This window comes from Actinomyces sp. zg296 (assembly GCF_009829695.1).
GTDB classification, from domain to species: domain Bacteria; phylum Actinomycetota; class Actinomycetes; order Actinomycetales; family Actinomycetaceae; genus Actinomyces; species Actinomyces marmotae.
This window is the reverse complement of the sequence record NZ_VWPG01000002.1, coordinates 191,535-211,240: the sequence shown is the minus strand read 5'-3', so window position 1 is coordinate 211,240 and position 19,706 is coordinate 191,535. Positions and strand designations below refer to the sequence as shown.

At 72.1% G+C, this 19,706-nt stretch carries 16 protein-coding genes; 8 read left to right on the top strand and 8 right to left on the bottom strand.

The genetic code is table 11. The annotated features are described in order from the left end of the window. Positions 1-64 precede the first annotated feature (64 nt). Positions 65-2,158: a hypothetical protein gene (locus GVV76_RS01275; protein WP_159624375.1), complete on the bottom strand. Its 2,094-nt coding sequence runs from the start codon at positions 2,156-2,158 to the stop codon at positions 65-67. A 316-nt stretch (positions 2,159-2,474) separates the two neighbouring features. Then, on the bottom strand, positions 2,475-3,104 hold the full coding sequence (locus tag GVV76_RS01270) for a hypothetical protein (protein WP_159624373.1): 630 nt from the start codon (positions 3,102-3,104) through the stop codon (positions 2,475-2,477). A gap of 297 nt (positions 3,105-3,401) precedes the next feature. Here GVV76_RS01270 and GVV76_RS01265 point away from each other — a divergent pair, with 297 nt between their 5' ends. The 6 genes from GVV76_RS01265 (at position 3,402) to GVV76_RS01240 (ending at position 10,412) form a co-directional block, all read left to right on the top strand. Next, complete coding sequence (locus tag GVV76_RS01265) at positions 3,402-4,292, top strand: fructose bisphosphate aldolase (protein WP_159624371.1); 891 nt, start codon at positions 3,402-3,404, stop codon at positions 4,290-4,292. A 338-nt stretch (positions 4,293-4,630) separates the two neighbouring features. Next, on the top strand, positions 4,631-5,473 hold the full coding sequence (locus GVV76_RS01260; protein WP_159624369.1) for a sensor histidine kinase: 843 nt from the start codon (positions 4,631-4,633) through the stop codon (positions 5,471-5,473). After that, positions 5,470-6,180 (top strand): response regulator transcription factor, encoded by a 711-nt coding sequence (locus GVV76_RS01255; protein WP_159624367.1) that lies wholly within the window; start codon positions 5,470-5,472, stop codon positions 6,178-6,180. Before GVV76_RS01260 ends, GVV76_RS01255 begins: the two co-directional genes overlap by 4 nt. 130 nt (positions 6,181-6,310) lie before the next feature. Next, positions 6,311-7,363 (top strand): ABC transporter substrate-binding protein, encoded by a 1,053-nt coding sequence (locus tag GVV76_RS01250; RefSeq protein WP_159624365.1) that lies wholly within the window; start codon positions 6,311-6,313, stop codon positions 7,361-7,363. Between the two features lie 33 nt (positions 7,364-7,396). Continuing rightward, positions 7,397-9,169 (top strand): ABC transporter permease, encoded by a 1,773-nt coding sequence (locus GVV76_RS01245; RefSeq protein WP_159624363.1) that lies wholly within the window; start codon positions 7,397-7,399, stop codon positions 9,167-9,169. A 70-nt stretch (positions 9,170-9,239) separates the two neighbouring features. After that, the gene (locus GVV76_RS01240) at positions 9,240-10,412 is read left to right on the top strand and encodes an ABC transporter ATP-binding protein (RefSeq protein WP_159624361.1); all 1,173 of its coding nucleotides are present in this window, start codon (positions 9,240-9,242) and stop codon (positions 10,410-10,412) included. A 200-nt stretch (positions 10,413-10,612) separates the two neighbouring features. Here GVV76_RS01240 and GVV76_RS01235 read toward each other — a convergent pair whose 3' ends face one another. The 3 genes from GVV76_RS01235 to GVV76_RS01225 all read right to left on the bottom strand — a co-directional run bounded on the left by GVV76_RS01235 (position 10,613) and on the right by GVV76_RS01225 (position 13,176). Beyond that, a complete protein-coding gene (locus GVV76_RS01235; RefSeq protein WP_159624358.1) occupies positions 10,613-11,485 on the bottom strand; it encodes a DUF5926 family protein in 873 nt (290 codons plus the stop codon). Positions 11,486-11,582: 97 nt separating this feature from the next. Then, positions 11,583-12,710 carry a DUF5129 domain-containing protein gene (locus GVV76_RS01230; protein ID WP_159624356.1) on the bottom strand — a complete coding sequence of 376 codons (1,128 nt, stop codon included), beginning with the start codon at positions 12,708-12,710 and terminating at the stop codon, positions 11,583-11,585. A gap of 70 nt (positions 12,711-12,780) precedes the next feature. Then, on the bottom strand, positions 12,781-13,176 hold the full coding sequence (locus GVV76_RS01225; RefSeq protein WP_159624354.1) for a Rid family detoxifying hydrolase: 396 nt from the start codon (positions 13,174-13,176) through the stop codon (positions 12,781-12,783). Positions 13,177-13,428: 252 nt separating this feature from the next. Between GVV76_RS01225 and pgm the strand changes: the two genes are divergently transcribed. Further along, positions 13,429-15,108, top strand: a complete 1,680-nt coding sequence (gene pgm, locus GVV76_RS01220) for a phosphoglucomutase (alpha-D-glucose-1,6-bisphosphate-dependent) (RefSeq protein WP_159624352.1) — start codon at positions 13,429-13,431, stop codon at positions 15,106-15,108. A gap of 145 nt (positions 15,109-15,253) precedes the next feature. Continuing rightward, complete coding sequence (locus tag GVV76_RS01215; protein ID WP_236263139.1) at positions 15,254-16,183, top strand: YwiC-like family protein; 930 nt, start codon at positions 15,254-15,256, stop codon at positions 16,181-16,183. 31 nt (positions 16,184-16,214) lie between these two features. On the opposite strand, the gene hisC is transcribed toward GVV76_RS01215, so the two are convergent. The 3 genes from hisC to GVV76_RS01200 form a co-directional block, all read right to left on the bottom strand. Next, on the bottom strand, positions 16,215-17,351 hold the full coding sequence (hisC, locus tag GVV76_RS01210; protein WP_159624350.1) for a histidinol-phosphate transaminase: 1,137 nt from the start codon (positions 17,349-17,351) through the stop codon (positions 16,215-16,217). 97 nt (positions 17,352-17,448) lie between these two features. Next, positions 17,449-19,422 (bottom strand): hypothetical protein, encoded by a 1,974-nt coding sequence (locus GVV76_RS01205; RefSeq protein WP_159624348.1) that lies wholly within the window; start codon positions 19,420-19,422, stop codon positions 17,449-17,451. Continuing rightward, the gene (locus GVV76_RS01200; RefSeq protein ID WP_159624346.1) at positions 19,419-19,631 is read right to left on the bottom strand and encodes a hypothetical protein; all 213 of its coding nucleotides are present in this window, start codon (positions 19,629-19,631) and stop codon (positions 19,419-19,421) included. The genes GVV76_RS01205 and GVV76_RS01200 overlap by 4 nt, the downstream gene beginning before the upstream one ends. Between the last annotated feature and the right edge of the window lie 75 nt (positions 19,632-19,706).

Below are 19,706 nucleotides of genomic sequence, written 5' to 3'. Positions count from 1 at the left end.
CAGTTCAGCGCAGTTCAGTGCGATTCGGTGCGGTTCAGTCCGGTTGTGCACGGTTCCCGGAAACTCAGTGCAGGAGGGCGTACACCTTCCAGGTCTCGGCATCGGAGTCCACGACGAGGGAGCAGTCCCCGACTCCGCCCCACGGGATCGCCGGGGAGGTGGCCTCGATCGCCCGGGACGTCGTCGGATCGGACATCCGGGCGTAGAGCCACTGCTCGGATTCGTTCTGGCCGTAGTAGTAGACGCCGTCGCAGGTCGCGGGGGCGAGGGCCGCCAAGGTGATGGAGGGTTGATCGCCAGCGTCCATCACCAGCCGGCCCACCGCGTGGATCGACCTCTCCGGGAAGCCGACGACGCTGGTCGGCAGGGAGTTAAGGTCGAGGCCGGTGATCGAGGCGAGGCGGGAGCCGTCGTCGACGCCGAACAGGCTCAGGGCGCCACCGGTCGCGTCGCTCCAGCCCACGGCCACCAGCGAAGCGCTCACTGTGCAGATGTAGGCCGGCGCGGCGCCGGTCCCGCCGTCGCCGACCAGGCTCCCCTCACCCACCGCGCCCGCACGGGAGATCCGCGAGTAGTGGGCATTGCCGTCCACCATGAGGACATGGCTGTCCGTGGCCGCGGTGGCCGTGTGCCCGCTGGGCACGGTGACGGTGTAGACGCCCTGGCTGTCGACGCCGGCAGCCGAGGAGTCGGGCAGGGTGAAGAGCGGATTGCCCCCGACCCAACTCACCGTGGCGCCCGACGGCGGGGTGACGCTCGTGGGCGCGCCCAGGGCGGTGCCGGTCAGCGGGTACCAGGACATCCCGGTCGGGGTGACCGCCCAGATGGCCGCGGCGCCATCCATCGTTCCCAGCACGAGGGCCTGGGCGTCGGCCGGTGCGGCCTGGCTGCTCGCCGGTGCGCCGTTGACGTCGAGGATGTCGAGGATGTCGAGGGTCGAGCCCGGCGTGAGGATGGCGACGCCATCGGGCAGTGCCAGAGGGCTCGTCTGCGGCTTGATCTCGGCCTCCCAGACCGCCTTGGGGCTCAGCGGCGACGGCGCGGAGTGGGAGGGCAGCGCGATCGTCCCGCTCGGTCGCGGAGTGGTCGACGCGGAACCGGCCGGGGATGCCGAGGGCCCCGTCAGCATCTTGGCGAGTACCGCGACGGCGCCCGCTGCCCCGACGGCACCGACGGCCCCGACCGCCCCGAGGACGGCGCGCCGGGACACCCGGCTGCCGCCGCGTCCCGGCGCCTCGCCGGCGGTGCCCTCATCCTCGATCGACGGCATGTCCCTGGGGGCGTCGCGGCGCGATGGCGCGGGCTCCCCCGGGCCGCCCATCCGCTGGTCCTCGTCCTGCGGCGCGGCGGGGGCGGCGGGGGCGATGGGCTCCGCCGCAGGCGCGGCGGGGGCCGCCGCAGGGGCGGGGGGCATGGGCGGCGCGGGAGGAATAGGAGGCGCGGGGGGCACTGGGGGTACTGCCGCGAGGGGCGCCGGCATCACCCCGTAGGAACCGTTGGCGACGGGCGCGGAGGACGCCGTCGGGTACCTGCGGGTGTCCGGAACCTGGGGCTCCTGCGGGGCCGACGGCGCCTGCGGGAGCATCGGGGATCGCGGCGCTTGCCGCTCCGGGGGGAGTCGGAGGACCGGCCCGGGATCCGCGGCGGGCGCAGCCCCACCGCCCGCCGGCTCGACGTCGTCCGCTCCACCCGGGCCCGCGGCGCCGGCCATCGAGGGGGGCCCGCTGACGGCGAGGGCCTCATCGGGGTCGATGCCCACCCCGGCCGGGGCTCCCGCGCTGGCCCACGTCCTGCGGGCATCCGCGCCAAGCGCCTCCCACTGGTCGTCGGAGGCGAAGGCCATCGCGTCGAGCGGGTCGATGGGGCTGAAGTTGGCGTCGTTGGGACCGCGCAGGATCGCCCCGGTGATGTCGCCCTTGAGGACGTACCAGAGGGAGTCCTGGCCGTCCCGCACATGCATGGGGGCGAGCACCCCGTCGCCGTACTGCGTGCCCACGAGCCACACGGCCGCGCTGATGCAGGTGACCGCGGGCGCCTGCCCATTCACGGGCGTCACTTCCCGACCGTTGATGGTGATGACTCCGGCGGAGTCGACCTCCGCCTGGATGACCGGGCGGGTGAAGGCCATGCCCAGGAGGTCGGGGGTCATCTTCTGCATGGCGGTGTCCTTCTTGGGGGATGCGTCAGGGAGGAGGAGGCGCCCGGGAGCGCGCCGTCCCTGAGAGGGAAGGCGGCGGCAGGGGACGCCGCTGTCCTCGATCCTCGGACGAGGCAGCACCACCCATGAGGCGGCGCTGAAGATAACGGTACCATCACGGCGTTTGGCCGGATAAGTGCTGTTTTCGCGCCCCGGGCGCTCGTGCGACGCCGTCGGGGGCAGTCCAGCCCACCGGCGCCCAGGCCCGTGGCGCGGGGATGGCGGGATGCCGCCTTCGGGCGGGGGCCGCCGGACCGCGGGCAGCGACCGGGGGAGGTTAGAGGAGGCTGCCGTTCATGACGCGCTCCCATTCCGCCGCGCGGTCCGCACGGCGCCCGGCCTCGATGAGGATCTGCTGAGCGGCGGGCAGGTCCTCCACGATCATGGCCGCCATCGCCTGGGCGGTGCCGGACCGGCGCCCCCAGCCCTGCCGGGCGGCGTCGAGCGCCATGCCGGCGTCCCCCCACTCCCCCAGCCCGGAGCGCAGGGCGGTGACCAGCGTGTACACCGCGGCGCGCCGTTGCCAGGCCTGCCCGGTCGGGGCGGGGTGCTGGGCGCGCAGCCGGACGACGAGCTCGTCGTCGGTCTCGAGGTGGGTCAGCCAGCCGGAGTGGAGGAGGAGGTGGCCGGCGCCGTCGAGGCCCGCCTTCCAGGCGCGGCGGGCGGCGACGGCGGGGGCAGGGGTGTCGGTGAATGTGGGGATGGTGGCCGCCCACTCCCCCAGCCAGACGGCGTCGACGATGGCGGCCAGGTCCGCGCGCCCCAGGGCGGCGTGGTCGACGAGCTCGGCGGCCTGATCGCACTGCTCCTGGGCCGAGCGGGTCCGGTCCTCGTCGAACTCGCCGGCGACGAGCCGGGCGACGGCGGGGGACATCGGCTGCGGGGAGGAGGTGTCGGCAGCGGGCATGGGCATCGCTCCTTCAGGGCGGGGCGCTCAGGACGGCCGGGCGCCGCGGGAATCAGCGTAGGCCAGCGACGCGGCGTGACGGAGCGCGCCAAGCGGCGTGACGAGCGGTTCCGAACCGGTCTCGTCGCTGTTTTCGACCGGTCTCGCGCCAGCAGGGAGTGGTGGCCGCCGCCGGGGGTTGAGAGCCCTCCGACGGCGGCCACCTGAAGCTCCGCACCACTGGAGCCGACCTGTTAATGATAACGGTTCTCGGCTAGGATGTCACGCATCCGATCCGATCCCTTGCGAGGAAGCATCATGCCTAACCCCGACCAGTTCGCCCGCATCCGCACCGCGCCCGGCTTCATCGCCGCCCTCGACCAGTCCGGCGGCTCCACCCCCAAGGCCCTGGCCGCCTATGGCGTCGGCGCCGACCGCTACGGCGACGACGCCGAGATGTTCAACCTCGTCCACGCCATGCGGACCCGTGTCATCACCTCTCCCGCATTCACCTCGGAGCGCATCATCGGCGCCATCCTCTTCGAGCGCACGATGGACGGCGCCATCGAGAACCGACCCACCGCCGAGTACCTGTGGGACGTCAAGGGAATCGTCCCCTTCCTCAAGATCGACAAGGGCCTGGCCGAGCGCGCCCACGGCGCCCAGGTGATGAAGCCCATGCCCGAGCTCGACTCCCTGCTCGACCGCGCCGTCGCCCAGGGCATCTTCGGCACCAAGGAGCGCTCGGTCATCCACGGCGCCGATCCCGCAGGGGTCGCCGCCGTGGTGGACCAGCAGTTCGAGGTGGCCCGGCGAGTCCTGGACAAGGGGCTCGTGCCGATCATCGAGCCCGAGGTCTCCATCAGCGCCCCGGATAAGGCTGAGGCCGAGGCGCTGCTGCGCGACGCCCTCACGGCGGGCCTGGACGCTCTGCCCGAGGACGCCGTCGTCATGCTCAAACTGACGATCCCCTCCGAGGATGGCTTCTACAGCCCGCTCATGGCCCACCCCAGGGTGGCGCGCGTCGTAGCCCTGTCTGGTGGTTACCCGCGCGAGGAGGCCAACGAGCGTCTGTCGCGCAACCCCGACCTCATCGCCTCCTTCTCCCGCGCCCTGCTGGAGGGACTGAGCGACGGCCAGTCCCAGGAGGAGTTCGATACGACCCTCGCCACCACGATCGACGGCGTCTACCGGGCCTCCATCGCCTGAACGCGCTCAAGGCCGGCGCGGCGCGGGGTTGATCCGCGCCGCGCCGCTCCTCGCACTGCGCGCCGCGACACCCACCGCGCGCCCCACACCCCACCACCGCACACCCCACACCGACTGGCGCCCTTCCCCCCGACAGGTGCCACCAACACCGAGAGGAGCAGGCAAAACGCACCACTCGGCGCAATCAGCACCTCTCGGCGCGGGCACCCCACCACCCCACCACCCCACCACCCCACACCCCGCGCGCACCCCGCCACCCCGCCACGCGGGCGCGCCTCGCCACCTCGCCACCTCTCGGCGCGGGCGCGCCTGTCGGCGCGAGGCGGCACAATGACCCCATGCCCTGCGCCTGGACCCCCGCGCTTCTGGCAGCCCTGTGCCTCCTCCTCGCCGCGGCCTGCGGCATCACCGCCCGGCAGCGCCACCTCCTGCGTCTGGTGCGCCTGGACAACGCGCGCCTGCGCGCCACCGCCCAGGACCGAGCGACCCCGCGCGACGTCCTGGCGCACGAGATCCGCACGCCACTGGCCCTCATCGGCGCCTCCGCCGAACTCCTCGCCGAGGAGACCCCTGGGGAACTCAACGAGGTGCAGCGGCGCTTCGTCCACACGATCCAGGACAACGCCCGCCAGGCCCAGCAGATGGCCGAGGACTTCCTCACCGAGGCCCGCCTGGGCCACGAACTGTTCTCCCTGCGCCTGGCGGACGTGGAACTGCGCGGCCTCGTGCGCGAGCTCATCCAGGAGATGCGCCGCACGGCGAGCAACCCGATCCGACTGGAGGAGCGGGGCCGCCCCATCCGCGCGCACGCCGACCACCGCCTCCTGCGCCAGGCCATCGCCAACACCGTCACCAACGCCCTGCGCCACTCCCCTGAAGGCACCACCGTGACGGTGCGCGTCAGCGCCGAGGCCGAGGACGCGCTCATCACCGTCATGGACGACGGCCCGGGCATGACCCCCCACGAGCGCAGCCAGGCCTTCGAGCCGTACGCCACAACCAACCCCCTGGCCGCCCCGGCGAGCCGAGGCGCGGGCCTGGGCATGCTCGTCACCCAGCGCATCATGGAGGCGCACGAGGGCGGCGTCCTCATCGACACGATCATGGCCAAGGGCACCACCGTCTACCTCTCGCTCCCCTTGCGCCGCGACGCACCACCGAAGGAGGGCCAGCCGTCGTGACCTCGCACCCGACCCCGCCATCGCTCACCGCGCTGATCGTCGACGACGAGCCGCAGATGGTCTACATCATCACCTTCGCGCTGGAGACCCAGGGCTTCAGTTGCCTGAGCGCCTCCACCGCCGAGGAAGCCTGGGCGATCCTGTCCAATCAGGCCATCGACCTCGTCATCCTCGACGTCATGCTCCCCGGCGCTAGCGGCGTGGAGCTGTGCCGCCGCATCCGGGCAGCGGGGATCGGAGCGCCCGTCATCCTCCTGACGGCGCTGGGCGACGAGCCCCACCGGATCGCCGGGCTGGAGGCTGGAGCCGATGACTACGTGACCAAGCCCTTCTCCCCCCGGGAACTCGCCCTCCGGGCCCGGGCGGTCACCCGGCGCACAGGGGCGGGCCCGGAGGCGATCGAGAACGGGCCCCTGCGGGTCTCCACGCTCACCGGCCGGGTCTCCTGGGCGGGGCGCTCCATCCCACTGCCGGATACCGAGGCCAGGCTGCTGGCGGCGCTGGCCCGCCACCATGACACGGTCGTCACCTGGCAGGAGCTGCTCGGTGAGGTCTGGGACACGAGCGACGACTCCGGGGGCAGGGAGATGGTGCGCACCACCGTCTACCGCCTGCGCCGTCACCTCCAGGCCCGGGGCATCAGCCCGGAGATCGTCATCTCCGCGCGCGGGCGCGGCTACCTCATGCCCCGGCTCGACGACGCGTGAGGCATGGCGGCGCGCATGACAGCACTGTCACCATCCGTGATCGTCAAGGCATGGATCGTGATTGCGCTCACGGAGCATGATGAATCCGATCGGCGCAATGAGGCGCCGCTGACAACAGAAAGGCAACCCCATGCGCTTCCCTCTCCGCCGCGCGACCACCGCTGCTCTCTTGACCGCGAGCCTCAGCCTTGCCGGATGCGCGGGCACCACCGACTCAGCCTCGGGCGGCGACGGCGATGGCCCCATCACCATCGCCTGCGGCGCCATGGAGGACCTGTGCCAGGCCTGGACCAAGGCCTTCACCGCCGACACCGGCATCCCGGCCACCTATGTGCGCCTGTCCTCCGGTGAAACGGTGGCCCGCCTGGCCTCGGCCAAGGACAGCCCCGAGTTCGACGCGTGGCATGGCGGCCCCGTCGACGGCTACGGGGAGGCCGTGAACCAGGGGCTCATCGAGGCCTACAAGTCACCCGAGGCCGAGAAGATCCCCGCCCGGTACAAGGACGCCGACGGCAACTGGACCGGCGTGTACATCGGCGCGCTCGGCTTCTGCTCCAACAAGACCCAGCTCGACAAGCTCGGGGTGGGGGTCCCCAAGTCCTGGGACGACCTCCTCAACCCCGCCCTCAAGGGCCAGATCTCCACCGCCCACCCCTCGACCTCCGGCACCGCGTTCACCACCCTGTGGACGCAGGCCACCCGCCTGGGCGGCGAGGACGCCGGCATGGACTACATGAAGAAGATGCACAACAACGTCCTCCAGTACTCCAAGTCGGGCACCGCCCCCGGGCAGATCGCCGGGCGCGGGGAGGTCGCCGTCGGGCTGGTCTTCTCCCACGACTGCGTGAAGTACCAGGAAGAGGGCATGAGCGACCTCGTCGTCTCCTTCCCCAAGGAGGGCACGGGCTATGAGGTCGGCGGTGTCGCCCTGGTGGCGGGCTCGAAGCACAAGACCTCGGCGCAGAAGTACATCGACTGGGCTATTTCCGCCAAGGCTCAGAACATCGGGCAGACCGTGGGCTCCTACCAGGCGCTGACCAACCCGGAGGCCACCGTGAGCGACAAGAGTGTGGATCTGGCCTCCCTCAGCCTCGTCGACTACGACTTCGCAGCGGCCGCCAAGGCGAAGTCGAAGCTCACCGCCCGCTTCGACGAGGAGATCGCCGCCGCCCCCAAGGAGTGACGGCGCGGTCAGCATCTGCATAAGGACATCACTATGACTGCCATCACTCTGCCCTCCCCCGGGGGCGCCGCTCCCGCGGCCCCAGCCGATCCTGCCTCCCGCGGCCAGGCATCGGCGGGGCGGCGGGCCCGCACCCGCGTCAAGCAGGACCCCGTGACGATCGCGATCCTCGTCGTCGTCCTGGCCGCCCTCATCGCCCTGGTCCTCCTGCCGCTGAGCCGCATCCTCGGCGAGGCCGTGTCCGCCAAGGGCATGGCCGTGCTGCGGGTCATCGTCAGCTCGTCGGCGAATCGCACCACCGTGCTCAACACGCTCCTGATGGGAGTCGTCGTGGGCGCCGTCGGGACACTCGTGGGCTTCCTCCTGGCCTATGTGCAGGTTCGGGTGCGCTTCCGCGGCAAGCGGCTCTTCCACCTCATCTGCCTGCTGCCCGTGGTCTCCCCGCCCTTCGCGGTGGCGACGGCGGCCATCACCCTGTTCGGGCGCAACGGCATCATCTCCACCCAGATGCTCGGCCAGCACTGGAACATCTACGGCTTGAACGGCCTGACGCTCGTGCTCGTGCTGTCCTTCTTCCCGGTGGCCTACATGAACCTGGCGGGGATGCTGCGCAGCCTCGACCCGGCCATGGAGGAGGCGGCGGCATCCCTCGGCGCCTCACGCTGGACGGTGTTCCGCACGGTCACCCTGCCGATGCTCGTGCCGGGCCTGGGCGCGTCCTTCCTTCTGCTGTTCACAGAGGCGATCGCGGACCTGGCCAACCCCCTGGTGATCGGTGGGGACTTCACGGTGCTGGCCTCGCGGGCCTACATCGCCATCACCGGCGAGTACAACACCGCGGCCGGCGCCGCCTACTCCCTCGCGCTGCTCGTCCCCTCACTGCTCGTCTTCCTGGTGCAGCGGTACTGGTCCAAGCACGCCTCCACCGTCACAGTGACCGGCAAGCCGGCCGGCTCCTTCAAGCTCCTGGGCGGGCCGGCCCGCGTACCGCTGCTGGCGGTGAGCGGGATGATCCTGGCGCTCGTGGTGGCCATCTACGCCGCGGTCGTCGTCGGCGGCTTCGTGGAGATCCTGGGGGTCAACAACGCCTTCACCATGCGGCACTTCAACTATGTGCTCTCGGGCATCGGCAATGACGCCATCGTCGACACCACGATCCTGGCACTCCTGGCCACCCCGGTGGCGGGACTGCTGGGGATGCTGGTGGCCTGGCTGGTCGTCGTGCGCATGCGTCGCGGCGCCGGGATCGTCGACTTCCTCGGAATGCTGGGACTGGCCGTTCCGGGCACGGTCCTCGGCATCGGCTACCTCGTCACCTTCAACAAGCCGGTGGCGTTGTTCGGCGCCAACATCATCCCGCCGCTGGCCGGGGGCGGGGCCGTCATGGGCGGCGCCCTGGCGATCGTCATGGTGTACACGGCGCGCTCCATGCCCGCGGGCCAGCGCTCCGGCATCGCCTCCCTCCACCAGATCGACAAGGCGATCGACGAGGCCTCGACGTCGCTGGGCGCCTCGGGCGCGCAGACCTTCCGACGCGTCACCCTGCCGCTTATCCGGCCGGCGTTCCTCACGGGCCTGGTCTACGCCTTCGCGCGCTCGATGACGACGCTGTCCCCGATCATCTTCATCACGACGCCGCACACGAAGATCATGACCTCCCAGATCCTCGCGGAGGTCGACGCCGGGCGCTTCGGCAACGCCTTCGCCTTCTGCACGATCCTCATCGTCATCGTCATGACCGTCATCGGCGGCCTCAACCTCCTCATGCGGGGCCGCGCTGGCCAGGCCCGCAGCGACGCCGGCTAGAGCCGGCCAAGCGGCCGCACCGGCCCCGCCCCGCATCCCCTACGAGCACACCGAGCCAAGGAGGCTCCCCATGCCCACACAGTCCACACCCACCGCGCCCGGCCCCAAGGGCGGCCCCGCCGCCACCGGCCACCTCGAGTTGCGCGACGTCGTCAAGGTCTTCTCCAACCGGGGCAAGGATGTCTACGCCGTCCACGGCGTCAGCCTCGACATCGCCCCCGGAGAGTTCGTCACCCTGCTAGGGCCCTCGGGCTGCGGCAAGACGACGACGCTGCGCATGATCGCCGGATTCGAGGACACCACCTCCGGCCAGGTGGTCCTCGATGGCCAGAACATGGTGTCCCTGCCGCCCAACAAGCGGCCCATGTCCATGGTCTTCCAGTCCTACGCCCTGTTCCCCCACCTGAGCGTGCGCGAGAACATCGCCTACGGGCTCAAGCTGCGCCGGACCAAGCCCGAGGAGATCCGCGAGCAGGTGGAGGTGGCGCTGACCTCCATGAACCTGAACTCCCTGGCGGATCGCGCGCCGAACGAGCTCTCCGGCGGGCAGCAGCAGCGCGTGGCCCTGGCCCGCGCCATGGTCATGCGCCCCAAGGTCCTGCTCTTCGACGAGCCGCTGTCCAACCTGGACGCGAAGCTGCGCGTGCGCATGCGCCTGGAGATCCGCCGCCTCCAGCAGCGCATGGGCATCACCTCGATCTACGTCACGCACGACCAGGCCGAGGCCATGACGATGTCGGATCGGATCGTGGTGATGAACGCCGGCCGGATCGAGCAGGTGGCCACGCCCGAGGAGATCTACCGGAGGCCGGCCAGCACGTTCGTCGCCGACTTCATCGGCCGGGCCAACTTCCTGGCGGCCACCGCCCGGGATGTCGCCGCCGGGCGCTGCTCGGTGCGGGTGCTCGGCGCGACGATCCAGGCGGCCTGCCATGAGGACGTGTCCTCCGGCGGCGGCGTTACGGTGATCGTGCGGCCCGAGTCGGTGCGCCTGAGCCCGTGCGGGACCGCTGGCGGCGCGGCCGGCAGCGAGCTCATCGGCGCGCACGGCCGGGTGCTGTCCTCCGTGTTCTACGGCGATCACGTCGAGTACGAGGTTGAGACGGAGGCCGGCACGATCCTGTGCGTGGAGTCCGATCCTGAGCCCGCCTCCGTCCACTCCGAGGGCGACGACGTCATGGTCGACATCGAGGCCTCCCGCGCCTGGGTGCTCCCCGAGGCGACCGCCGACGGCGGCCAATGAGGACCGAGGAGGGCGATCCGCGGCGCGCTAGCGAGGCGTGACGAACTCACGCCGGGCTCATGCCGAGCTCATGCTCAGCGCGCCGCGCGCCGACCGGTGCGTTCCGCCCCGACAAGTGCGCTCAGCGCCGACAGGCGCGTTGTCACCGCACCTGTCGGGGCGGACGGCACCTGTCGGGGCGGACCGCGCCTGTCAGCGGCTCAGAGGTTCACCTGGCGGGAGATGATGCCGGCCTTGGCGCGGCGGGCGGCGGCGTCGAGCGGCGAGTCGTCCGCGAGCGCGGCGTCGAGGCGCTCGGCCATGGCCCGCATGGGCTCGGTGAGGTCGGCCGCCGTCGTGCCGGGGAGGAGCTCCCACACGGGGATCGCCAGGCCGCAGGCGCGGAAGGCGCCGATGAAGCGCACCCCCTCGGCGAGGTCGGACTGGCGGGCGGCGTGGACGCGGGCGAAAGCGTTGAAGAACTCATCCTCGTCCTCCCCGCGCACCCAACGCACGAACTCCTTGCCGTTCATGCGGCACCAGTAGGCGTGCGGCACCCCGGGAACCGGCTCGGTGGGCGCGACGTCCCCCTTAGCCTCCTCGATGACGCGCACCGTGTCCGGGTCCTCGCGCTGCTCGTCGGTGAGCCAGAAGCCGAAGGACTCGTGAACGGTGAACTCGGAGTCGAAGGAGGGGTCGAGCATGTCCTGCAGGCGCGGGCCGGGCTCGGGCAGGGCGTTGGCGGTCAGGCCCGTTCCGGGCGCGAGGCCGAGGGTGGTCTGGAGGGCAGCGGCGACGTCGCGGGAGGCGTCCCCGGAGTGGAGGGAGGTCTGCAGGGCGATGAGGACCGCGCCATCGGCGCGCTTGAGGCCCTGGGCGAGCTCGGGCAGGAGGCTCACGAAGGTGATCTCGGTGCCGCCATGCTCCTCGGTGAGGCGGGCGGTGAGGGTGGCGGCCGGGATGAGCTGCATCATGGCGACGAGGTCCTCCTCGTCCGCCAGGCCCTCGAAGGGGCGGGCGACGAAGGGGACCTGCTGCTTCTTGGGGGCCTTGGCGGCGTTGGGCTGACGGCGCTGGCGCTTCTTCTTCGACATGCGGGCAAGACTACCGGGCGCCCGTGCGGCCGCCCCACGGGCGCCGTCGGGGTCGGCGCGGCCGCGCGGCTCGACTCACGGCGCGGCTCCCCAGCAGCTACTTCTTACCCGTGCCCCTCGATTCAAGGTACGCGTCCAGGATGCGCTCGATCGGGCTGGAGTACTGCGACGCCGTCGCCAGGCCCTGCCAGCGGATGCCCGCGGCCCGAATGCCCGGGGAGTAGTCGTGAAGGCGAATGGTCGCTGCGGGGTTGTAGGAGACCGCCGCCCGCTCCCCGTCCTCGCCGGCGGTTGGGCTGACGCCGGTCTCGTCGCCCTGCCAGGTTCCGGAGTACTCGTAGCGGTCATCATCATCGGGAAGCTTCCAGGTGCCGATGTACTCGCGGTAGTGCGCGAGCCCCGCCTCCTCTCCGGGCAGGGCCTCGGCGGCGAGGGCGCGCCGGACCAGGGCGTCGGCGCGGGCGCGGATCTCCGCCGCCATCGCATCGAGCTCATCGAGGGCGGCGCCCGGGGCCAGTGCCCCGGAGGCGAGCTGGGCGCGCAGGGCGGTGAGCCGGGCGCCACAGGCGCGGGCCCAGCCGAGCTCGGAGTCGGCGATGGGGGCGGCCGGGGCCTCGTCGCCCACCTCCTGGCAGAGCTCACGGAAGATGTCCAGGTCCTCGCGCAACGGCCCGCACTCGTTCTCCCAGGCGTCCTCCCAGCCCGGGGCCCGGGTGAGGAGGGTGGCGGCGTTGCGGACGGCGTCGTTGATGGCGCTCAGGCCGGAGACGTCGTCGCTCAGCTTGGCGGCAGCCTCGCTCAGGGCGGGATCGTGCCAGTCGATCCATCGCATCCGTCCGACGTCCGCGAGGACCTCGCCGGTCTCGCGCTTCCTCCCCTCGTACCAGCGCAGGCGCTTGAGGACCTGGGCGCCATGGGCATCGCCAGTGGGGATGCGGGCGGCGTCGGCGCTCGTGACCCCGGCGCCAGCCTCGGCCCGCGCGTAGGACTCCTGCGCCTTGAGGAGCATCCGGCGGCCGCGCCGCGGCGGGGCGACGATCTCGTGCTCCACGATCAGAACGCCGAGGGCCGCCAGCGCGACGACGATGAACCAGCCCTCCAGATCGAGGTCCAGCATGATGATGAGGGCCAGAGGGATGGCGAAGAAGATCGCTGCGATGACGCCGTCGGTGACGAGCGCGGGAGGGACACGACCGCCGGAGGATCGCGGGGGCGGGGAAGTCATAGCGGCAGGCTAGCAAGCCAGGAATCCCAACGTTTCAGGGGCTCCAAGGGGCGGCCGCGGCTCAACCCCCTCAGGGGCGAACGGCGATGGCCTCGATCTCCACGCGCGCCCCCAGCGGCAGGGCGGCCACGGCAAAGGCGGCCCGGGCGGGCAGGACCTCGCCGGTGAAGTAGCGGGCGTAGACCTCGTTGACGACCGCGAAGTCGGCGATGTCAGCGAGTAGGACCGTGGTCTTGACGACGTGCTCGTAGCCCAGGCCGGCCTCGGCGAGGATCGCGCCCACGTTCCTCAGGGACCGCTCGGCCTGGGCCGCGATGCCGCCGTCGACGAGCGCGCCGGTGGCGGGGTCGAGCGGCACCTGGCCGGAGACGAAAACGAGGGAGCCGGGCGCGTCGGAGGCGCTCACGCCCTGGGAGTAGGGGCCGACGGCGGCGGGAGCCTGGGTGGTGGCGATGCGGGTGGGCATGGGCGATCCTTCCGGGGCGGGGTGCAGGGCGCCGATGGTGCGCTGCCACACACTGTAGAGCGCCGGGGCGGGGCGGTGGCTCCGGCGGCCCCTCAGAGCCGCCCGGGCATCGCAGACGCGCTCGGCGCCGCGCTCGGCGCCGGCATCTCGGTGATCTGAGCCCGGAGGCGAGAGCGTCCCGCTAGCCATGCTGATTCCGTCCGCCCGGTGGACATGCTCGGCCGCAGCGGTGGCGCATGACACACTGCCCCCATGCACCCACGCGCAGGAACAGTTGCCCATCCCGAGGACCTCATCGACGTCGACGAGGTCACATCCGCCTACTACGAGCTCGTCCCCGACCCCGCCAACCCCGCCCAGCAGGTGGTCTTCGGCACCTCCGGGCACCGCGGCTCCTCCCTCGACACCGCCTTCAACGAGGCCCATATCGTCGCCACCACCGCGGCGATCGTCGAGTACCGCCGCTCCCAGGGCACCGACGGCGTCCTCTACATCGGCCGCGACACGCACGCCCTGTCCGAGCCCGCCTGGCGCACCGCCATCGAGGTGCTCGTGGGCGCCGGCGTCACCACCGCCATCGACGCCCGCGGCTCCTACACGCCCACCCCCGCCGTCTCGCACTCCATCCTCCTGGCCAACGGTGCGGGCACCGAGGCCGGCCCGCGCGACGGCGGCCCCGGCCTGGCCGACGGCATCGTCGTCACCCCCTCCCACAACCCGCCGCGCGACGGCGGCTTCAAGTACAACCCACCGCACGGCGGCCCCGCCGACTCCGACGCCACGAGCTGGATCGCCGCCCGGGCCAACGAACTGCTCGCCTCCGGCTGGCGGGACGTGCCGCGCGTGCCCATCGCCGAGGCCCTTGAGGGGCCCCACATCGTCAAGCACGACTACCTGGAGACCTACGTCTCCGACCTCGAGAGCGTCATCGACATGGAGGCCATCCGCGCCGCCGGCGTGCGCATCGGCGCCGACCCGCTGGGCGGGGCCTCCGTGGACTACTGGGGCGCCATCGGGGAGCGCTACGGCCTTGAACTCACGGTCGTCAACCCGAACGTGGACCCCGCCTGGTCCTTCATGACGCTGGACTGGGACGGCAAGATCCGCATGGACTGCTCCTCCCCCAACGCCATGGCCTCCCTGCGCGCCGCCATGACCCCCGACGCCGAGGGCAACACCCCCTACGACGTCGCCACCGGGAACGACGCCGACTCCGATCGCCACGGCATCGTGACCCCCGACGGGCTCATGAACCCCAACCACTACCTGGCCGTCGCCATCGAGTACCTCTTCACGCACCGCCCCGGCTGGCGAGCCGACGCGAAGGTCGGCAAGACCCTCGTCTCCTCCTCCCTCATCGACCGGGTCGTGGCCGCGATGGGCCGCGAGCTCGTCGAGGTGCCCGTCGGCTTCAAGCACTTCGTGCCCGGCCTGCTGGACGGCTCGGTGGGCTTCGGCGGCGAGGAGAGCGCCGGCGCCTCCTTCCTGCGCAAGGACGGCACCGTGTGGTCCACGGACAAGGACGGCATCATCCTGGCCCTCCTGGCCAGCGAGATCATCGCCGTCACCGGCAAGTCGCCCTCCCAACTCCACGACGAGCAGGTCGAGCGCTTCGGCGCCTCCGCCTACGCGCGCATCGACGCCGCCGCCTCCAAGGAGGAGAAGGCCAAGCTCGCCGCCCTGTCCCCCGAGGACGTCACGGCCACCGAGCTCGCCGGTGAGCCCATCACCGCGCGCCTCGTCAAGGCCCCCGGCAACGGCCAGCCGATCGGCGGCCTGAAGGTGACCACCGAGAGCGCCTGGTTCGCAGCCCGCCCGTCCGGCACGGAGGACGTCTACAAGATCTACGCCGAGTCCTTCAAGGGCGAGGCGCACCTCGCCCTCGTCCAGGAGGAAGCCAAGAAGGTCGTCGCCTCCGCCCTTAGGAGCTGACGGACCACCTGGGCGGTGGCGCCGCTTCGTCGGGCCGGCCCCCTCACCGGCGCCACCGCCCCCTGCCCGATCCCAGGCCCCCCGGCGCGACTCCGGGAGATGACAGTGCTGACGCGCAGATGAGCGGGCCCGTACGCTGGCTCACATGACGCAGACCCGTCCCCCCGCGCCGTCGAAGCGGGCTCCCCGTCGGCCCGGCCGCGCGCCCCGTCCCACGCAGGAGCAGATCCGCCGCCAGCCGGGCCGCCGAGCCTGGGTTCCCAACCAGCACGGGGCGTGGGCGATGCTCATCGTCCCGCCGATGGTCGGCTGGGTGGTCGGCGGCTGGAGTTGGCTCAACCTCCTGCTCCTGCCGGCCTGGTGGAACGGCTACCTCACCTACTGGGCTTGGTCGCAGTGGCTGCGCACGCGCTCAGCCCGCAAGCGCGCCCTCCTCATCCCCCCGATGGCCACCTACACGTCGCTCACCGCGGGGCTGGGGCTGCTGACGATCCTCCTGGCCCCCTACCTGCTGCAATGGGCCATCCCGATGCTGCCACTGCTGGGCATCGCCGCTCACGAGGTGTGGCGCGGCCGTGAGCGCTCACTGGCCTCCGGGCTGTCCACGACGACCGCCGCCAGCCTCATGGCCGGCATCACCTACCACCTGGCGGTCCAGGGTCAGGGCGGCTTCCTCGGCACCGGCGAGGGGGCGACGGCGCTCGCCGGGGCGAGCCCCAATGGCGAACTCACGGGATGGGCGTGGTCCTGGATGGCCACCGCGCTCATCGCCGCCTATTTCGGGGGGACGGTCCCGTACATCAAGTCGATGATCCGCGAGCGCTTCAACACCCGCCTGCTCGTGGGGTGCACGGCGGCCCACGCCGTCGTCGCCGCGCTCGCCGTCTGGGCGGCGGCCGGGGGATATGTCCCGTGGGCGCACGCGATCCTGTGGGTGGTGCTGGCGATCCGCGCCTGGGTCATGCCGACCCTCCAGTGGCGCCAGGTGCGCCTCAAGCACCGGCCCCTGCGGCCGGGGACGATGGGGATCGTGGAGATGGTCTTCTGCGCCCTGTTCCTCGTCACGATCGCCTGAGCGGGGGCGGTATGAGGGCGAGGCGGCTCAGTCAGGCGCGCTCGCCAGGCCAGGAGGCCGCCGCGGCCAGGACGCGGTCGTTCTCCGCTGGCGTCCCGATGCTGACGCGCGCGCCGTCGCCGTCGAAGGGCCGCACGAGGATGCCGGCCGCCTCGAAGTGCGCGGCTAGGGCGGCGGCGTCCCCGCCCACGGGCAGCCACAGGAAGTTGCCCTGGGCGTCCGGAACCGACCAGCCCTGATCGCGCAGCGCGGCGAGGACCCGGTCCCGCTCGACGGCGACGGCGCGCGCACGCCTGGCCGTCTCGGCCAGGGCCGGCGGGGTGATGGCGGCAGCGGCAGCGGCCTGCGCGGGCAGGCTCACCCCGAAAGGCGTGGTCACGGAGCGGATCGCCGCGGCCAGCGCCGGCTCTGCCACGAGGTAGCCCACCCTCATGCCGGCCAGGGCGTGAGCCTTGGAGAAGGTCCGGCAGACCACGAGGCCGGGGTGGTCAGCGAGCAGGTCGAGGGCATTGCCGACCGCCGGATCGGTGACGAAGTCGAGATAGGCCTCATCGACGAGCACGAGCACATCATCGGGGGCGCCATCCACCAGCGCCTCCAGTTCGGCGGCAGTGAGGGCGGGGCCGGTCGGGTTGTTCGGGGTGCAGGCCATGATGACCCGGGTGGCTGGCCCGCAGGCGGCGAGCATGGCGGGCACGTCGTGGCGGCCCTCGGCGGTGACGGGGACGCGCACGGCCCGCGCCCCGGCCACCGCGACACAGATCGGGTAAGCCTCGAAGGACCGCCAGGGGATGACGACCTCGTCACCCGGTTCGCAGACCGTGTCAAGCAGGTGCTGGATGAGGGCCACTGAGCCATTGCCGAGCACGATCTGCCGGGGGTCGATCCCGTGCTCGGCGTGCCTGGCGACCAGGGCCTCGGCCAGCGACTGCCCGGTCATCTCCGGGTAGCGATTGACACCCGCGGCGGCGTCGGTGAGGGCGGCGAGGACGGAGTCCTGGACCGGGTAGGGCAACTCGTTGGAGGAGAGCTTGGCGATCCCCGCGCCCTGGGGGCGGGCGCCGGGCACATAGGCCGGCAGGGCCGCGATGCCGCGGCGCAGCGGGACGGCCGGGGGAGCGGAAACAGGCGCTACGGCGCCCGTGGCGGACGTGCTCGTGCTGCTCATTGCCGCATCCTCCCACCAAGGGGCCCTTCCGCGCCCCGTCTTCCGCCCCCGACCGCCCGACGCCCGGCTGCCCGCGCCCCGGCTCTCCCGGAAGCTGTCAGGACTCGCGGGTGACGTCGAAGACCACCTCGGTGGTGGTGGCCCCCTGCTCCCGCGCCCCGGTGAGGCGGGAGAGGTCCTTGGAGTAGTCGGCGAAGGCCCGCTCACCGCTCTCGGCGCCGCGCACGGCGTCGGCGTACACCGACTCGGTGTGAGCGCTTCCCCCGCGGGTGTCGACGTAGGCGGTGGCCCGGTTGGGGGAGACCGGGTTGGTGGAGGCATCCAGCCCGGGCACGACGTCGCTGGTGGACTCCAGGTGGAGGGCGCGCACGCCGTCCGGCAGGGCCACCCCGGAGGTGGGGCCGCCCGCGGTCAGGATGCTCGTGATCGTGTAGCGCTCGGTGAGGGCGGGGTCGGAGGCGATGTTGACCGCCGTCATCGCGCCCTGGGAGTGCCCGTAGATCCCAACCTCCTCGCCCGGCTGGATCCCTGACTGCCTCATCGCCGTGACGACGGCGGCCTCCATGTCCGTGGGGCGCCCGGAGACGGCCTGGAGGTTGGTCTGGAGGTCCTGGGGGTTGGAATCCCCGCTGGTCCACTCGGTGGTTCCGGGCACGACGACCACCCAGCTGCGCGTGCCGTCGGCGTGGTCCGTGCGCAGGATCGAGATGGCGCCGGCGCCGTCGCCCCGAGCCTGGCCCTTGATGGTCTGGGCGTGGTCGAGGAGCTCGGAGGCTGTGGATGGCGGGGAGTCGATCCGGCTGCCGGTGAGGTCCTGGACGGCGATGCCGGTGCCCAGGCCGAAGGGGTCCTGAGGGCCGGGCGGGACGCGGACCGCCGTGCCCGTGGCGCCTTTCTTGTTGTGCGGAGCGATGAGCAGGCCGGTCGGCTCACCGTGGCGGATGACCCCGGCCCTCTCCGATTCGAGCGCCAGGGCGTAGGCGACGCGCTGCATCGGCGTGAGGGAGGATGTGGGCACCTTCCGACTGCCCACCTGCACCTCAGCGGGGAGCTCCGCCGTCGCCTTGGCGTCGAGCCGACTCGCGGAGACCCGCAGGAACTCCTCGATGGTGGCTCCCTCCCGGCCGGTCTCCCCCTTCCTCGCCCAGGCGCCGAGGCAGGCCAGCCCGATGATGTTGCTCAGGGCCCACTCCGAGGTGACATCGCTCTTGAGCAGGAGCTGCAGGTCCTCCAGGACCACCTGGGCGTCCTCGGGCATGAATCCGTAGGTGGTGAGGATGTCGACGAGGATGGCTGTGGGCAGCCAGACGCCGGCGGTGAACGCCAGCCCGCTCCCAATGGCCACGCCGGCCACGAGGGCCTCCGGGGACGGGCCGTGGACGCGGGCGCCGACGTCGGCATCCGTGCGCACCGTAGCGCCGTGCTCGGCGTCGGTGTACATGAGCGAGCAGGCCGACACGTCCGCCGCCAGCGAGGTGAGGGCTCTCGAGGCGGCGCTGAGCGAGCCGGTGCCCGTGAGCAGGGCGTCGCAAGCGGAGATGAGGGCGCTGCGCTTGCGCTCGAAGGCGGCGACGGGGAGCTCGATGAGGTTCGCGACGAATGATGAATCGGCGTCGGGCAGGAGGGAGCTGCCGGTCTGGGCGCCGGTCACCGTGTTGTAACTGGGGTCCTGGGCGATGATATCCGCCGGGACGGGCGCGTTCTCGGCGTCGGTCTTGGCGCTGCGCACATGCTTCGCCGCGGTGTCGAGATGGCTGGCGGCGGTGGTGAGCGAGGCCGCGAGGGCATCCAGGTCCGCCGTATTCACTGAGATGGATGACCCCCCGGCCACGAGGACGAGCGGGCGGCCCTGGGTCATCCCCCACCTGTGACCGGAGATGACCGGCGCCCCTGGGGGCGGCACCGGGGCGGGTCGCGCCTGGGCGGTCGGCACGGGGCTCGGCGCCTGGGTGGTTGAGGGCGAGGGACGGGGATTCGCCGAGGGCTCAGCGCGGTGGGCCCGGCCCGTCGGCGGGGGGCTGGGCGGCAGGACGGGGTCCGCTCTGAGCAGCGTGGCGGCCACGGGCGTCATGACGAGCCTCCTCGCATCGCGTCGAAGTCCTTGGCGGCGCTGGCAGCGGCATCGATGAGTGGGTGGAGGGCCGGGATGAGCAGGACGGCCGAGTCCAGGGCGCTCTGGCACTGGTTGGCGGCCAGCCCCGTCCAACTGGCGGGGACGGCAGAGGGAACGGATGCGGCGTCGACCTCGGTGTCGGCCGACGCGATGTCGAGTTGTGCCATGTCTCGACGGTAGGTCGGCCCCGGAGCGCCCTGGGCGGGGCGTCCCCAGAGGCCGTCACAGGTCATGCATGAGGA

Excerpts from the sequence above, each read along its gene's own strand:
- GVV76_RS01275 (WP_159624375.1), bottom strand. The coding sequence starts at position 2,158 with ATGCAGAAGATGACCCCCGACCTCCTGGGCATGGCCTTCACCCGCCCG.
- GVV76_RS01270 (WP_159624373.1), bottom strand. The coding sequence starts at position 3,104 with ATGCCCGCTGCCGACACCTCCTCCCCGCAGCCGATGTCCCCCGCCGTC.
- GVV76_RS01265 (WP_159624371.1), top strand. The coding sequence starts at position 3,402 with ATGCCTAACCCCGACCAGTTCGCCCGCATCCGCACCGCGCCCGGCTTC.
- GVV76_RS01260 (WP_159624369.1), top strand. The coding sequence starts at position 4,631 with ATGCCCTGCGCCTGGACCCCCGCGCTTCTGGCAGCCCTGTGCCTCCTC.
- GVV76_RS01250 (WP_159624365.1), top strand. The coding sequence starts at position 6,311 with ATGCGCTTCCCTCTCCGCCGCGCGACCACCGCTGCTCTCTTGACCGCG.
- GVV76_RS01245 (WP_159624363.1), top strand. The coding sequence starts at position 7,397 with ATGACTGCCATCACTCTGCCCTCCCCCGGGGGCGCCGCTCCCGCGGCC.
- GVV76_RS01240 (WP_159624361.1), top strand. The coding sequence starts at position 9,240 with ATGCCCACACAGTCCACACCCACCGCGCCCGGCCCCAAGGGCGGCCCC.
- GVV76_RS01235 (WP_159624358.1), bottom strand. The coding sequence starts at position 11,485 with ATGTCGAAGAAGAAGCGCCAGCGCCGTCAGCCCAACGCCGCCAAGGCC.
- GVV76_RS01230 (WP_159624356.1), bottom strand. The coding sequence starts at position 12,710 with ATGACTTCCCCGCCCCCGCGATCCTCCGGCGGTCGTGTCCCTCCCGCG.
- GVV76_RS01225 (WP_159624354.1), bottom strand. The coding sequence starts at position 13,176 with ATGCCCACCCGCATCGCCACCACCCAGGCTCCCGCCGCCGTCGGCCCC.
- pgm (WP_159624352.1), top strand. The coding sequence starts at position 13,429 with ATGCACCCACGCGCAGGAACAGTTGCCCATCCCGAGGACCTCATCGAC.
- GVV76_RS01215 (WP_236263139.1), top strand. The coding sequence starts at position 15,254 with ATGACGCAGACCCGTCCCCCCGCGCCGTCGAAGCGGGCTCCCCGTCGG.
- hisC (WP_159624350.1), bottom strand. The coding sequence starts at position 17,351 with ATGAGCAGCACGAGCACGTCCGCCACGGGCGCCGTAGCGCCTGTTTCC.
- GVV76_RS01205 (WP_159624348.1), bottom strand. The coding sequence starts at position 19,422 with ATGACGCCCGTGGCCGCCACGCTGCTCAGAGCGGACCCCGTCCTGCCG.
- GVV76_RS01200 (WP_159624346.1), bottom strand. The coding sequence starts at position 19,631 with ATGGCACAACTCGACATCGCGTCGGCCGACACCGAGGTCGACGCCGCA.